The sequence below is a fragment of the Ornithinibacillus halophilus genome (assembly GCF_900129485.1).
Taxonomy (GTDB): Bacteria; Bacillota; Bacilli; order Bacillales; family Amphibacillaceae; genus Ornithinibacillus; species Ornithinibacillus halophilus.
This window is the reverse complement of the sequence record NZ_FQVW01000037.1, coordinates 19027-33295: the sequence shown is the minus strand read 5'-3', so window position 1 is coordinate 33295 and position 14269 is coordinate 19027. Positions and strand designations below refer to the sequence as shown.

General features: G+C 35.4%; 14 protein-coding genes. 4 read left to right on the top strand and 10 right to left on the bottom strand.

The window, feature by feature from the left end:
• Window positions 1–541 precede the first annotated feature (541 nt).
• From pstB to BUB12_RS13085, 4 genes are all read right to left on the bottom strand, one after another.
• Window positions 542–1375 carry a phosphate ABC transporter ATP-binding protein PstB gene (gene pstB, locus BUB12_RS13100; RefSeq protein ID WP_072891376.1) on the bottom strand — a complete coding sequence of 278 codons (834 nt, stop codon included), beginning with the start codon at window positions 1373–1375 and terminating at the stop codon, window positions 542–544.
• A gap of 29 nt (window positions 1376–1404) precedes the next feature.
• Window positions 1405–2289, bottom strand: a complete 885-nt coding sequence (pstA, locus tag BUB12_RS13095; RefSeq protein ID WP_072891375.1) for a phosphate ABC transporter permease PstA — start codon at window positions 2287–2289, stop codon at window positions 1405–1407.
• Window position 2290: 1 nt separating this feature from the next.
• The gene (gene pstC / locus BUB12_RS13090; RefSeq protein ID WP_072891374.1) at window positions 2291–3244 is read right to left on the bottom strand and encodes a phosphate ABC transporter permease subunit PstC; all 954 of its coding nucleotides are present in this window, start codon (window positions 3242–3244) and stop codon (window positions 2291–2293) included.
• Between the two features lie 96 nt (window positions 3245–3340).
• Complete coding sequence (locus BUB12_RS13085; protein ID WP_072891373.1) at window positions 3341–4363, bottom strand: PstS family phosphate ABC transporter substrate-binding protein; 1023 nt, start codon at window positions 4361–4363, stop codon at window positions 3341–3343.
• A 329-nt stretch (window positions 4364–4692) separates the two neighbouring features.
• Here BUB12_RS13085 and BUB12_RS13080 point away from each other — a divergent pair, with 329 nt between their 5' ends.
• Window positions 4693–5286 (top strand): YpjP family protein, encoded by a 594-nt coding sequence (locus tag BUB12_RS13080; RefSeq protein ID WP_072891372.1) that lies wholly within the window; start codon window positions 4693–4695, stop codon window positions 5284–5286.
• Window positions 5287–5395: 109 nt separating this feature from the next.
• Entirely contained in the window at window positions 5396–6412 is a 1017-nt protein-coding gene (locus BUB12_RS13075; RefSeq protein ID WP_143155639.1) for an STAS domain-containing protein, read from the top strand.
• A gap of 51 nt (window positions 6413–6463) precedes the next feature.
• On the opposite strand, the gene BUB12_RS13070 is transcribed toward BUB12_RS13075, so the two are convergent.
• The 3 genes from BUB12_RS13070 to BUB12_RS13060 all read right to left on the bottom strand — a co-directional run bounded on the left by BUB12_RS13070 (window position 6464) and on the right by BUB12_RS13060 (window position 8293).
• Window positions 6464–6646: an H-type small acid-soluble spore protein gene (locus BUB12_RS13070; RefSeq protein WP_072891370.1), complete on the bottom strand. Its 183-nt coding sequence runs from the start codon at window positions 6644–6646 to the stop codon at window positions 6464–6466.
• Between the two features lie 26 nt (window positions 6647–6672).
• A complete protein-coding gene (locus tag BUB12_RS13065) occupies window positions 6673–6852 on the bottom strand; it encodes an H-type small acid-soluble spore protein (RefSeq protein ID WP_072891369.1) in 180 nt (59 codons plus the stop codon).
• A 100-nt stretch (window positions 6853–6952) separates the two neighbouring features.
• Complete coding sequence (locus BUB12_RS13060; protein WP_072891368.1) at window positions 6953–8293, bottom strand: sodium/glutamate symporter; 1341 nt, start codon at window positions 8291–8293, stop codon at window positions 6953–6955.
• A 184-nt stretch (window positions 8294–8477) separates the two neighbouring features.
• On the opposite strand from BUB12_RS13060, the gene BUB12_RS13055 reads away from it, so the two are divergent.
• Window positions 8478–9716, top strand: coding sequence for a hemolysin family protein (locus tag BUB12_RS13055; protein ID WP_072891367.1), 1239 nt, complete (start codon window positions 8478–8480; stop codon window positions 9714–9716).
• A gap of 63 nt (window positions 9717–9779) precedes the next feature.
• Here BUB12_RS13055 and BUB12_RS13050 read toward each other — a convergent pair whose 3' ends face one another.
• The 3 genes from BUB12_RS13050 to BUB12_RS13040 form a co-directional block, all read right to left on the bottom strand.
• On the bottom strand, window positions 9780–11141 hold the full coding sequence (locus BUB12_RS13050) for a sodium/glutamate symporter (protein WP_072891366.1): 1362 nt from the start codon (window positions 11139–11141) through the stop codon (window positions 9780–9782).
• Window positions 11138–12364, bottom strand: a complete 1227-nt coding sequence (locus BUB12_RS13045; protein WP_072891365.1) for a lysophospholipid acyltransferase family protein — start codon at window positions 12362–12364, stop codon at window positions 11138–11140. The genes BUB12_RS13050 and BUB12_RS13045 overlap by 4 nt, the downstream gene beginning before the upstream one ends.
• A gap of 118 nt (window positions 12365–12482) precedes the next feature.
• A complete protein-coding gene (locus tag BUB12_RS13040; RefSeq protein ID WP_084063344.1) occupies window positions 12483–12881 on the bottom strand; it encodes a hypothetical protein in 399 nt (132 codons plus the stop codon).
• Between the two features lie 307 nt (window positions 12882–13188).
• Here BUB12_RS13040 and BUB12_RS13035 point away from each other — a divergent pair, with 307 nt between their 5' ends.
• Window positions 13189–14094, top strand: coding sequence for a hydroxymethylglutaryl-CoA lyase (locus BUB12_RS13035; RefSeq protein ID WP_072891363.1), 906 nt, complete (start codon window positions 13189–13191; stop codon window positions 14092–14094).
• The last annotated feature ends 175 nt before the right edge of the window (window positions 14095–14269 follow it).

Here is a 14269-nt window from a genome sequence, read left to right as displayed (position 1 = left end):
CTCTACGGTAACCGAGAGAGGCTCTCGATGCCGGAAGCAAGAGAGTCAAGAGCACTACGGTAACCGAGAGAGTGTCTCGATGCCGGAAGTAAGAGGAATAAGCACTCTACGGTAACCGAGAAGGTGTCTCGGTGCCGGAAGCAAGGAGAATAAGGTCTCTACGGTAACCGAGAAGGTGTCTCAATGCCGGAAGCAAGAGGAAAAAGGTCTCTACGGTAACCGATAAGGTGTCTCGATGCCGGAAACAAGGAGAAAAAGGTCTCTACGGTAACCGATAGTCTGTCTCGATGCCGGAAGCCAGGGAAAAAAGAACTCTACGGTAATCGATAAGGTGTCTCGATGTCGGTAGCAAGTGGAAAAAGAACTCTACGGTAATCGAGAGAAACTCTCGAAGCCCATAGCAAGGGAGCCAAGATCCTAAAGTAACTAAGAAAATCAACGCTTCAAATTTAATACACCATAAAGCAAAAAAATAAGACTGGCCAATAAAGCCAGTCTTTTAATATATATAACTAGGGAGGAGTACTTACTAGTTATAGTATTACCCAAATCTACCGGAAATATAATCCTCTGTACGATTATCTTTAGGGTTTGTAAAAATATCATCTGTTTGATCATATTCAACCACTTCGCCATTTAGGAAAAATGCGGTGCGGTCTGAGATACGAGCTGCTTGTTGCATGTTATGAGTCACAATAATAATGGAGTAATCCTTTTTCAACTCTTGAATCAAATCTTCAATACGCAAGGTTGATTTAGGATCTAATGCTGAAGTTGGTTCATCCATTAAAATAACATCAGGTTCTATCGCTAAAGTACGTGCAATACAAAGTCGTTGTTGTTGCCCGCCGGATAGGCCGTATGCATTTTCTTTTAAGCGATCTTTTACTTCATCCCAGATATAGGCACCACGGAGACTCTTCTCCACAATTTCATCAAGGATTTTTTTGCTTTTAATCCCATGTATTCTAGGTCCGTATGCAATATTGTCATAGATTGATTTTGGAAATGGATTTGGTTTTTGGAATACCATTCCAACATGCGTACGTAGGTCTTCCACTTTAAAGGACTTATCTAAAATACTTCTGCCATTGTAATTAATTTCACCAGTAATTTTAACGCTAGGTACAAGTTCAACCATACGGTTTAACGTTTTTAAGTAGGTTGATTTCCCGCATCCAGAAGGTCCGATGATAGCCGTTACTTCCTTTTCGTACGTATCTAAGTTTATATCTTTTAAGGCGTGGGTTTGGCCATACCATAAGTTTAAATCTCTTGTATGGAATACTTTATCTTTATCAGTATGAACAGTTTTCTTGGAGGAAACTGTAGTTTTCAAATTTATATTACTCTTTTCTGTCATAGAAACACTCATTGTTCTACACTCCTTGTAAAAAACGCAGATTAGTAACGCTGTTGGAACTTGTTACGAATAATAATTGCTGTTGAATTTAATAGGAATAACAGTAATAATAATACGACTATCGTTGCAGCTGCTAGGTTTACATATTCTGCAACTAATGATGAATCTAATGTCCAATAATAAATTTGCATTGGTAATGCTGTAAATTTATCAAATATCCCTTCAGGAAATGGAAGAATTAGTGCTGGGATACCTAATACAGTCAATGGTGCTGTTTCTCCAATTGCTCTTGATAGGGCTAAGATTGCACCAGTTAATATTCCAGGTAATGCTGCTGGCAGAATAATGTTTTTTACCGTTTGCCATTTAGTTGCTCCCATTCCGTAAGAAGCTTCACTTAGGTGCTGTGGTACGGAACGAATGGCTTCTTGAGCTGCAACGATGACAATCGGAAGAATTAATAATGAGAGGGTAAGACCTCCAGCTAATACTATATTTCCCAAATCCATTGCTCGAACAAAGATGGTTAATCCTAAAATTCCATAAACGATGGAAGGAACTCCTGCTAAGTTTGATATATTGGTTTGAATAAATGATTGGAATACACCTTTTTTTGCATATAATTCTAAATAAATAGCAGTACCGATTCCGAGGATTAATGTTACAGGTGCTACAACGATCATCATCCAAAATGTACCGAGTATGGCTCCCATGATACCTGCTCTTTCAGCATCATTTGAAAGCTTTCCAGTAAGAAAATTCCAATCGATCCACTGTAAACCATCTCTTAAGACTTGGATTATTAGAATAGCTAATACAAACAAGCCGAATAATGTTGCAATTAAGAAGAGGTACTTAAGAATGTTATTTTTCAAAATGCGGGTATTCATTCTTTTTTGAACGGTATTTGCATCAACGTATTTCATATTAATATTCCTCCCTAAATTTGCGAGAGACGTATCTAGCTAGTAAATTCATCAGAAGTGTGAAGACAAATAAAGTCATGGCAACTGCATATAGGCTATAGTAGATGGTTGAACCAGCTGGTGCTTCTCCTCCAGATACTTCCACAATGTAGGCTGTCATCGTTTGCATGGATTGAGTAATATCAAACGTAAAGTTTTTCGAACTACCACTAGCTATTGTTACGATCATGGTTTCCCCAATTGCACGAGAGATTCCTAGTACAAATGATGCGATGATACCAGAAAGTGCTGCCGGAATGACCACCTTAAAGGTAGATTCTAATTTTGTTGCTCCAAGTGCTAAGGCACCTTCACGCATGGAATTTGGAACAGATGTCATTGCATCCTCTGATAACGAAGCGATCATTGGGATAATCATAATCCCCATTACAATACCAGGACTAAGAATGTTGGTTGCTTCCACTTCTGGCCATATGGAGCGAATGAGTGGAGTTACAAAAGTAAACGCAAAGAATCCATAAACAATAGTAGGGATACCCGCTAGAACTTCTAATAAAGGCTTTAGAGTCCGTCGTACATTATCCGATGCATATTCACTTAAGTAAATGGCTGCCATCATACCTATTGGTCCTGCAACTAGCATTGCAATTACAGAAGATATGATTGTACCAGATAATAATGGTAAAACACCGAATTCGGGATTTTGGCTCATTGGCTTTAATACAGTGCCAGTAAAGAACTCCCAAATTGGCACTATTTTAAAGAACTCAATGGTTTCTATAAAAAGGGTATAAATGATACCAGCTGTAGTAAGTATGGAAATTAATGCAAAAAGAAATAGAAAGACAGGAATAGATTTTTCCAATACTTGCGAGAAATTCTTAACCTTCTTTTTTTGATGTATCATTTCTCGTACGTGCACAGCGTTTGATGGTTTTGTGTGATTGTCAGCCATTTAAAGTGCACTCCTTCCCCAGGCTTAAGTCAGAATAAGATGAGAGCATGGTCATGCCCTCATCTTTTACTGATTCTATTAATATTTCAATGTAACTTATTTAAGTGCTTCTAATTCTTCAACTAGTTTTGAAGCTTCATCTTCAGGAATTGGAGCGAAGCCAGTTTCACCAGCAAAGTCATTCACACTATTCATTACGTAGATTGCATAATCAAGTACTTGTGGTTTTTCTTTTGCATTGTTTACATTTAGATAAGTGAATACTGGACGAGTAAATCCTGCATAATCACCATCTTCAGCAATTGTATCTAATGATGGTTCAACTGGTCCGTCACCGAAGTCGACATGTACAGCGTTTAGTTTATCTTGGTTGTTTACATAGTAACCAAAGCCGAAGAATCCAATGCCGTTTACATCTTCAGATACTAAAGTTACTAGAGTTGAGTAATCTTGTTGTAGGTTTACGTCATCTACAAGGTCTTGTTCTTCTAAAATAGATTCATAGAAAAATTCGTAAGTACCGTGGTTTTCGTTAGGACCATACGTATTTATTTTTTCATCTGGCCATTCAGGATTAATATCAGACCAAGTTTCAATACCACCGTCAGCTAAGAAAATACTTTTTAATTCATCTGGAGTCATTTCAGTTGCCCAATCATTATCAGGGTGAGTAACAAATGTTAATCCATCTAAAGCAACTTTTAATTCTTTTACTTCAATTCCAAGATCGTCTGCTTTTTGCTGTTCTTCTTCTTTAATGAAACGAGATGCATCATTGAAGTCAGTACCATCTTCTTGTAAAAACTTCTCAAAACCAGCACTTGTACCAGCACGACTAACTTCTACAGAAACTCCTTCTTGTTCGTTTAACATGTATTCTTCAGCAAGTCTAGACATTAATGGGAATACTGTACCAGAACCATCAATGACAACACTTCCTTCTAATTCTTCAATTTCTTCATTATTCTCTTCTTCATTGTTATTAGAGCTTGAGTTGTTTTCTTCGGAAGAATTTCCGTTGTTACCTGAAGCGTTATTCTCTGAATCTGATCCACAAGCTACAACTAGCACAGCTAGAGCTGCTACAAATAAAATCATGATAAACTTTTTGAAATTCATTAAAAGTTTCCTCCCTAAATTTTGTTTTTATGGAAAGAAGTATGACCCCTCTCTCAATTGCTAGTATAGTAGGTTAGTATTAAGCCTTTATGTATTGAATGTAAAAGAAGTGTAAATTCGAATATAAATTTTTCAGAGTTGTCTAGCTCCGAGCACCTGCCGACTAGAGAAGAATTATTTTTTGGCCATTGTGCCGAGTAACCCCAGTTCGTACGTTGCAAAGTGGGTGCTCTCTAGCTTTCCTTAAAGAATAGGATAATAATCTTATAGACATTTTTCTTAAACATGTTAAAATTTAGATAAGTATATATTGGTAAGGGTGAAACTAGATGAAGCTTTGGATGAGGAAAATAGCAGTAGCTTTAATAGCGATTTTAACGTTAGGTATTTATACACCTACCTATTTAATAGCTGAAGAAGAAAACAATGAAGTAATTTCACCAAAAACGAATAATAGTGAGAACGATCAGATATCTAGTCCTGTACTTGAGGATGAATTTGATTCTTTTTTAGATGAGGAACAAAATTATACAGATGTAATCACTGAACAAGCCATTGATTATACTTATACAAAACTAGGACCAAGAATTGTCGAGAAGGTAGAAGATGAGTTTACCTCTATTATTCTTCCAAATATTGAGCAAGCAATTGAAACAATCTTAGCAAGTGTAGATCAAGATAAAATTATACATTACACGATTACAGAGCAACCTACTCATGGATATGGAGAGAGAATCTTTAATTTATATGACAATGAAGCAGAAGAAGAGATTGCTAGATTCCATGTTCGTCGTGATAACAGACCTCAAGAAGGATACTGGTTTAATTTTCATTATCACTTAAGTGAAGATAACTTTGAAACTCACCATACTATTGGAGAGATATACTGGGATAAAAATACTCCTCCAAAATGGATGGCATAAAATCGAATGAGTTGAGCACATGTAATCAGTGAGATGATTTCATGTGCTTTTTTATATTAGATAGTTTTATATGATAATTAGCTTAATAGTTGGTAAAGGAGAAAGTACTGTGGAAAATCAGAAAAGATTATCACTTGATGGTTTTAATTATAATTGGGATTTGGAAAATGGCTCATTTTCTTTTGAAGACGAAGATGCTGTAGTCTTTTGGATTACTAAAGATTTAAGTGTGCTATTGGATACGATTGAGGAAATATCAGGTGAAGGAGTATCTGAATTAGTCCTACAATTTACTGGTTTTAAGCAGGGCCTACAAGTAGGGGATTTTTTTAAAAAGCTTAATCATGTGAGTGTTTCAGAAGCCACTACTTATGTTACAAAGACTTATGCTTCTGGTGGATGGGGACATGTTGTTATTGAAGAGATTTGTAAAGAACAAAAAACAGCTGTGTTTTGTATTAAAGATAGTTGGGACTATAAAATAAATAAAACTAAAGGGAAAAATGAATCCTTTATACCTGCACACTTCGCCGGTGTATTAACTGGTGTTTTTGGGACTAATATATGGTATGAGATAGTACATAGCCAATCTGAAAGGAATAGTTATACAAAAGTTAAATATTATCCGTCAGAAATACCTATCGTAGAAGACATGTACAAGTTGACTCGAAAAAATGAATTAAATAGGATAACGGAACTAGAGGAACAAATGGAACTAAAATCTAAACAGTTGAATGATATAATCTCAAGAATTTCGCCACCGATTATACCGGTGTTAGAAGGAATTGTAGTTGTTCCGCTATTAGGGAAATATGGGGAAGATCGTTCACAAGAGCTTTTCCATAAGATGATTGACCAACTGCCAGATTACAAAGCCGATTATTTGATTTTAGATTTAACGGGTATGAAAGACAATTTAACGGATTCAGCAGCTACACTTATCGAAAAAATTGTATCGTCTGCAACATTAATTGGAGTGAAGACCATATTAACCGGTATTTCACCGGAATTAAGTAAACTGATTGCAAAATTACATATTAATTTATCCGAATTTGACTGTTACCATTCTTTAAAACATGGTGTCCATTACGCATTATCACAGATGGGACGAAGGGTTCTAAATTAGATAAAGAATCTAAATAAGATCCAAACTATCCTCATAGTTCGGATCTTATCATTATTGGTTCTCCATTAAACTAGATAATTGTGCATCGAATTCATTTGATGGTTCATCAATTGGGTATACTCTCGCTGTTTCGCTTTGGTCATTAACTTGTTGTATATAAACTTGTCTCCCTTGATAAGTAACATTTTTCATCTCTGGAGACTGGGCGATTTCTTCTGCTCTGAGTCTGTGCATGAAAAAACACCTCCAACTTCTATATTTTAAGGGCCTTCTTCGTATAGCCCATTAAGGTCTACTTCTTGCTGATGATGCATCTCATCAAGTGGAAAAACGGTTGCTTTTTCTTGATTAACTTGTTGTATATAAACAGGAAACCCATGGTACTTAACGTTAATCATATTAGGAGCATTGATAATCTCCTCTGCACGTTGTTTATCCATTATTTCCTCTCCTTTAATAACGGGTTATACTTATTTTCTGTCGGAGAGGTGTATCTATACTAGGGATAAAATGGATGTGGAGGAATGAAATTGGAGTAGATTAATTAGTCCTACTACCCCATAACCCTGATTTTACATAAGCCCCTATAATCATTGCTGCCCCAACTAGTAGCACAATAGGAAATGCCCATGAGTAACCAATAGAGAATAATATGGGTGCAAAAGTGATAATCGCTATCTCAAATGGGGCTACGCCAATGTAAGCTAGTGCATAATCACTCGTTGTTTTACTTTTAAGCTCAGGGTCTACTATACGTAATAAAGCTATCCCCATGGCTACTGTTCCTGTGCTCCAGCCCCAACCAAATAAGGATTTTTCTAACCAAAATTGCTGAAAAATATTGGGAGCTACAAACCGGTACATTAAATAAGCCCAAGTTATTCCAAATGCAAATAATATAAGTAGTGGAATCGCATAATCAAGTACTACCGTTAAATTGATAGAGGCAATACCTATAGCAACTAAAAAGTCTGTCGCCGTTCCTCCAATACGTTCCATTACTCGTTGATCAATGTAAGGATCTGCTTTTACAGTTCTTGCTAAAGATTGGAATAGTAAACCAATTACAAAGGCGATACTGAATAATGGAAAGGTAACAGCTGGAATGACATCATTTAGTAATTCAGTTAGCCAGTATGCAACACCTACAACAAACGCAATAATTGCTAAATGCAACACAAAAGGGTCAATGGAACTCGGTGAGACTGTTTCTTTTCCCATCGCTAATCGCTTATTTTCATCAACTAAGCCAGTCCTTAATTCGTCAGGTAAATCCTTAAAACTAGTTATAAATTTTGTTTGTCCTTTTTCAGTAGCCTGTTTAACTAAAAATAATCCACCTAAAACTGCGACTAATATACCAATCGTTGCAGATGTCATGGCTAAATCCATTGCTTCATTCCAACCGTAATGAGCAAAACCATCTCCAATTGCAGCAGCCGTTCCATGTCCACCAACAAAGCCTGCGCTTAAGATAATTCCAAACCCACTTGGTAAGTCAGCAAAAAGAGGAACTAAAACGACTAATCCAAATAACCCAGCTCCACCCCACATTAATAGGGTAATCAACATAGAATAAGACCACATATTCCTTACTCGATGAATAATTTCTCTTAAGTTAATTTTTGCAGCACCTATTGGAAAGGCGGCAAAAATAACTGCGATTAATAGTCCAGGGTATGAGCTAAATTGATTGGAAAAAGGTACTAAATCAATTCCACTTGGACCAAGGAATAGTCCGATAAACCCAGCTAGCATACTTGCAGGTAAAAATAATGATTGTACCCATTTAACTTTGGCACGTAGGATGGTTCCGACTAACAAAAGCCCCGAAATAATGCTGATATCCATCATTAGTGCCCAAACCGAAAATTCCTCCATATTTAGTGTTCCTCCTAAATAAAGGTATCCAATTGTAAGATTGTCTTAATATAGTTTGTAGCACATTTCATATATCATTCAGGACAAATAAATACTAATAACGCTAAGATTATTATAGAATCTTATTTTAGAGGAAAACTAAATAAGAATGTTTCCATCGTATTGTTATAAGGAGGATTTATTAGTGGTTATTGCAATTATATTATTAATTTTTGTTTCCTTGTTTTTTTCAGGTAGTGAGACAGCATTAACAGCAACAAACAAGGTAAAATTACAAACAAAAGCAGCCAACGCTGACAAAAAATCAGAGAACCTTCTAAAACTTTTATCAAAGCCAGACGAATTTATTACGACAATTTTAATTGGGAATAATATTGCAAATATATTGTTACCCACTCTAGTTACAATGGTGGCTCTTGAGTACGGTTTTAATGTTGCTTTTGCTTCAGCTGTTTTAACAATAACTATCATTGTCTTTGCTGAGGTCATTCCTAAATCAGTGGCTGTTGCCTTCCCAGATAAGATCGCCTACGTTGTATATCCTGTGATTCAATTTATGACGATTATCTTTAAGCCATTTACTTTCTTATTAAATGGCTTAACAGGATTAATTGTGAAATGGTTATCAAATGGAGAAGAAGACCAAACAACTTTCTCTAAAGAAGAACTACGTGCAATGGTTGATATCGCCGGAACGGAAGGTACGTTTAAAAAAGAAGAGTCCCACAGAATTAAAGGGGTACTGGACTTTTATAATTTAAATGTTAATGATGCGTTGAAAACTCCTCGTGTTGATATTATTGCGTTACCAATTACATCTTCCTATGAACAAGTAAGAGACATTGTCATTCGTTATCCCTTTACACGATATCCTGTCTATAAAGACGATCTGGACAATATTGTAGGTATTTTTCATTCGAAATTCCTTATTATGTGGTCAATTGAACAAGATCAAACATTAGAGTCCTATAGTGACATGGATCCTTTAATGGTCTATGAATTTCATTCGATTGAACAGGTTTTCCGGAAAATGATGCAACAAAAGAAGCATATGGCAATAGTGTTGGATGAATATGGTGGTACAGAGGGGATCATTTCACATGAAGATATAATTGAAGCAATGATTGGATTAGAAATTGAAGATGAAACGGATTTGGAAACGGAAACGTTAGTAGAGAAGCTCACAGAAAGTGAACTGATTTGCCATGGGAAAATTCCATTACATAGACTGAATTCTATTTTCCATACGAACATTCCGGAAGAGGAAGATGTATTAGCAGCGTATTTACTAAAAGCATTTAATTATTTTCCAGAAGAAGGAGAGCAGCTTGAACGAGGCAATTTAATTTTTACAGTTACTGCAATAGAAGGACGTTCCATCAAACAAGTTCATATATTAAATAAGGATAAGGTGGATTTATAAAGTAATTTTAACGGACAATATGAGTAGAAAGCAAAAACCCAAAACGTCGGGTTTTTGCTTTTTCTATGATTTTCTAGTTCGATACAACAATGCACCTAATAAAGCAGCAAAATAGAGTATTAATGCAATTAAGGTGTAACCATACATAATCGGTTTATTTTCAATTAACCCAACCACAGGAACATTTAGTAAAAGTAGCAAAGGGAAACCAAACATAATAGCAGTTGCACTACCCATGACAAGGTTGTCTGTTGTATTTGATTTAAAATCTGGGTCTACTGCTTTAACTAATGCCATTCCAGTCGAGATTGTCCCTGTACTCATTCCGTAAAAACCTAGTACATTTGCAAGTTTATCATCTGGAAACACACGTGGAATAATCCATACTAAATAAAAGATAGTAACAATACCACCTAAGGTCGTAAGAATTAAGATGGAAATCCAATACTCTTGTAGTGCGTAGATAGATATTGCTGTAATAGAAGCTGCAATCATATAATCAAAGGAAAATCCAGAAATTCTTTGTAATAAAAAGTTGTTCGGTGAATGTTCTAACTTAACCCCTTTTGCTTGAAGCTTATTTAACATCCATCTAAATAGAATAGCGTAAAGACTACCTATTAAGAAATGGAAACCTATTAATAGCTGGGCTAGTGTAGCACCAAAAGTCCCTAAAGGTGTTAGTAGTTTTTCAAAACCGAATATAGTTAGGTAAGTTATTAAATAAATAAGTCCTATTAATGCAATTTGATACGTTAGTTTATCGATTGCGTCTGCTAATGGGAATTCTTTCGGTTCTGATTTCTCTATTACTTGACCTAACTTTTCTTGGTCATCATGAGGTTGAAAATTGAACTTTTTACTACGTGTTAACATATTCATTACGATAATCCCAATTACAGTTGCCCAAATAAAACCTAAACCAGCTATAGTTAATCCAATATTAGCTCCACCAGTAACCCCAAGCTCTTCCCATTGTGTACCAATTGAGTAAGCTTGTCCTGGTCCTTGTCCAAAACCAAGTGGCAATAATAAGCCGATTCCAGGAAAGAAGTCAGGATAAATAGTCCCTACCAATAAAAGAAATAGACTAAAACCAACAATCCCTTGAATAAGGTAAGTAGATACAATCACCATTCCTGAATTAATTATTCCAGGGCTATTTTCCATTTCTCTTTCTTTTAAAGATAATGCAATAAATCCAATGGCCATTAAATGATAAACAATATCTCCCAACATATCTTTGTTAAATTCAAGAATGCCAAGTATTTCAGGGCCAAAGATTAAACCAAGGAATCCAGCAATCATGGATGTTGGAACAATCATTTTACGAAGAAGAGGGATCCTTGCTTTTAATACAGCAGCAATAACAATAAGTAAAGAAATCAAAATGAAATCAATGACTAGTGCCCATGAATCATTCATTTAGAGCGTTTAACCTCCTCTTGCTTCAACATGTTTTGTATATGCTGACTTACTTTTAACCATTTGTATGCTGATGTTCTTGGTTGGAAAAAAGTAAAGCGATACAATTTATTCTCAATAAAAAAGTCTAGATGATGATGTAAGTGAATATTAATTCCTTCCATATTAGCTAAAGGAAAGGATAGTTTCTTTCGATTATGTCCAGTAAAGTGAATGGTAGATTTGTCATTGGGGCTCCAAGCGATTTTTCCTTTAGATATGGTTTTAAAAGGAGTAACTTCATCAGAAATAGACAGTTCTATCGTATCTTGCATCGAACTTTTCCAGACTTCCTCACTTTCAGGCTGTAGTAAGTTATCCTTTAAAAATTCTAGTTGCCAGGAATTCCACTCATGAATTGTATTAAAGATGATAGGATGTTTTACTGCTTCTAATGTTCCATTTGGTGTATATCTGACAGTATAATCACAGGAGGAGCATTGAAATTGATCTTGATGTGATTGAAGATGTGATGGCATTTGGCAATGAGGACAGATGAATAATAGTCTCTCTAGATAATGTGCAAGGTTCTTTCCTTTATAAGGAAAATTATTTTTTAATTGCCATTCCATTTCATTGTAGGCTAATGCTTCTGTTAACATGTGATGGATTTGTTCCGGTGTCTTGTTTTTTAACGTATTGATATCCCACTTTTTCTCAAAAGAAAGAGATATAATACCTTTTCTAAAAGAATTGGCCCAACGCGGTTGACTTAAATATCCACCACGTATTGTTGCAACAACTACTGGGATATTCAATAGCTTAACTAACTTGGCAGTGGAGAATATTAATGGCTCTGTTGTTCCATCCCAATTACGATTTCCTTCTGGGAAAATACCGATAACGCGATTATGTTTTTTTGCTTTTATTACACTTCTAATTGTACGCGTATCATTTTTAAATTTCATTTTTGGAATGGCTCCAGTGAAGTCTAGAAGGCGCTTTAGTAGTGGATGGCGAAATAATGTTTCTCCAGCAATAAAACATATCGGTTCTTTTACATAACTATTCAATATTAATGGGTCCCAATTCGTGACATGGTGCCCTAATATAATGTATGGCCCTTCCATCTCTAAAGTATCATTTCGCTCAATTATTATTTTAGATCGACTATTAATAAATGCCTTTATCGGTGAAAGTAGAATTAATCGAGCCAATTTCCCAGGCTTTTTTTCAATACTCATAATTTCACTTCCTGTAGAAATTTGTTAATAAAAATCAATTATATTTTAACACATATAACTGATTCTAGAGAGATAAAAAAGGAAACCAACATAATAGTTATGTTAGTTTCCCTTGTGGTTATCTTGAAAATGTTTCTTTCACTACAATTGTTTGGGTTATTTTTGTTTTTTTACAATCAGTAAAATCTTTATCTTCTACTAAACCCAATTTTATAGCTGATTCTAACTTTTCCGTATCAGGTTGTCTAATTTCCACGACAAAATCATTTAAGTTCAGTTCATCAAGTTTTTTAACCGTATTTTCGTCATCATATTTAACCGAAGATCGTATTTGTCTTTGTAGTTTATAGTTCCCTCGCTGGATTTCTCCTTTTTGTTCTTTCCCAAATGATTCATCTAGAAGTTGATGGAATTTCTTTTTTAAGTAATTCATCTCTTGTTGGATATCCTTCTTCTGGTTATTTAATTCATAATAGCGTTTTATGTCATCTTCTGTAACTGTTAATGTCTTGTCCATCATAAGACCTCCATTCTAATTACCTTAGTCCATTCTATGTCTTAGAATTAGAATTAATGACAAGGGTTAGTTAAAAACAGGTGTTATTCATAGGTTGTATACAATCATTTACACTTGCGTTTTTAGAAAATTTATTATATATTGTATTCAACTAAGTTGAATGAAAGTTAACCAAGGTGAATATAAATAGTATATAGTTGAATACATTCGGAATAACCTTTTTATCATATTACTAATACAATAACTATGTAAACGCATTCAAAATGTCGGTTTCTTGTAGGAAAGAGAATATTTAGGAGGGATAAGGATGGGACGTTGGCCAGAATTTGTGCAGATTAAAGAAGTTGGACCACGTGATGGGTTGCAAAATGAGAAGAATCGAGTAGCAACAGCAGACAAGATTTCCTGGATAAACATGTTATCTGATTCGGGCGTACCGGAAATCGAGTATTCATCATTTGTACATCCAAAATGGGTACCACAGTTGTCAGATGCACATGAAGTCGGTAAAAAAATTAAACGTAATCCAAATGTTCGTTACTCTGCACTCGTTCCAAATAGAAAAGGGTTAGAATTAGCTCTGGAAGCAGGTATTGATGGTGCTTCGGTATTCATGTCTGCAAGTGAAACGCATAACAAGAAAAATATTAACAAAAGCATTGGAGAAACGTATCCAATATTAGGGGAAGTTATAAAAGATGCAAAGCGTGCTGGTAAACTTGTGACAGGTTATGTTTCCACCGTTTTTGATTGCCCATATGAAGGGCGAATTAGACCTGATGATGTTATCCGAGTTTGTGATCAGTTGATGGAAGATGGAGTAGATGATTTATCCCTAGGAGATACGATTGGGACAGCAGTTCCTTCGCAAGTGGAAGCATTATTAGAAGAACTCTTAAAACGATATCCAAAAGATAAATTAATTATGCACTTCCATGACACTAGAGGAATGGCTATAGCAAATATTATGACATCAATGGAATATGGAATTTCAAGATTTGATAGTTCGATTGGTGGTCTTGGTGGTTGCCCATACGCACCAGGTGCTTCAGGGAATGTGGCTACTAATGATGTCCTTTACTTATTGAATGGATTAGGGATTAAGACTGGAATTGAAGAGAAGAAGATACAAGAAGCAGCATTATTTATTCAAAATAAATTGGGGAAGTCTCTCCCGAGTAAATCATTGGCTTATGCTGTTGCACAAGGCTAATAATTAGATTGGCGCCACTTTAAATAGAAAAAGGTGGCGTTAATTTTTTTAAAAAGACATTGAACCATCTGTTATGGCCAGGCGCAGTCCGTACGTCGCAAAGCGGGCGCTCTCTAGCTTTTCTTAATATGCTTGACGCAATTTTAACGGTATTCTATGATTAAGGCACATTAGT

Excerpts from the sequence above, each read along its gene's own strand:
- pstB (WP_072891376.1), bottom strand. The coding sequence starts at position 1,375 with ATGAGTGTTTCTATGACAGAAAAGAGTAATATAAATTTGAAAACTACA.
- pstA (WP_072891375.1), bottom strand. The coding sequence starts at position 2,289 with ATGAAATACGTTGATGCAAATACCGTTCAAAAAAGAATGAATACCCGC.
- pstC (WP_072891374.1), bottom strand. The coding sequence starts at position 3,244 with ATGGCTGACAATCACACAAAACCATCAAACGCTGTGCACGTACGAGAA.
- BUB12_RS13085 (WP_072891373.1), bottom strand. The coding sequence starts at position 4,363 with ATGAATTTCAAAAAGTTTATCATGATTTTATTTGTAGCAGCTCTAGCT.
- BUB12_RS13080 (WP_072891372.1), top strand. The coding sequence starts at position 4,693 with ATGAAGCTTTGGATGAGGAAAATAGCAGTAGCTTTAATAGCGATTTTA.
- BUB12_RS13070 (WP_072891370.1), bottom strand. The coding sequence starts at position 6,646 with ATGCACAGACTCAGAGCAGAAGAAATCGCCCAGTCTCCAGAGATGAAA.
- BUB12_RS13065 (WP_072891369.1), bottom strand. The coding sequence starts at position 6,852 with ATGGATAAACAACGTGCAGAGGAGATTATCAATGCTCCTAATATGATT.
- BUB12_RS13060 (WP_072891368.1), bottom strand. The coding sequence starts at position 8,293 with ATGGAGGAATTTTCGGTTTGGGCACTAATGATGGATATCAGCATTATT.
- BUB12_RS13050 (WP_072891366.1), bottom strand. The coding sequence starts at position 11,141 with ATGAATGATTCATGGGCACTAGTCATTGATTTCATTTTGATTTCTTTA.
- BUB12_RS13045 (WP_072891365.1), bottom strand. The coding sequence starts at position 12,364 with ATGAGTATTGAAAAAAAGCCTGGGAAATTGGCTCGATTAATTCTACTT.
- BUB12_RS13040 (WP_084063344.1), bottom strand. The coding sequence starts at position 12,881 with ATGGACAAGACATTAACAGTTACAGAAGATGACATAAAACGCTATTAT.
- BUB12_RS13035 (WP_072891363.1), top strand. The coding sequence starts at position 13,189 with ATGGGACGTTGGCCAGAATTTGTGCAGATTAAAGAAGTTGGACCACGT.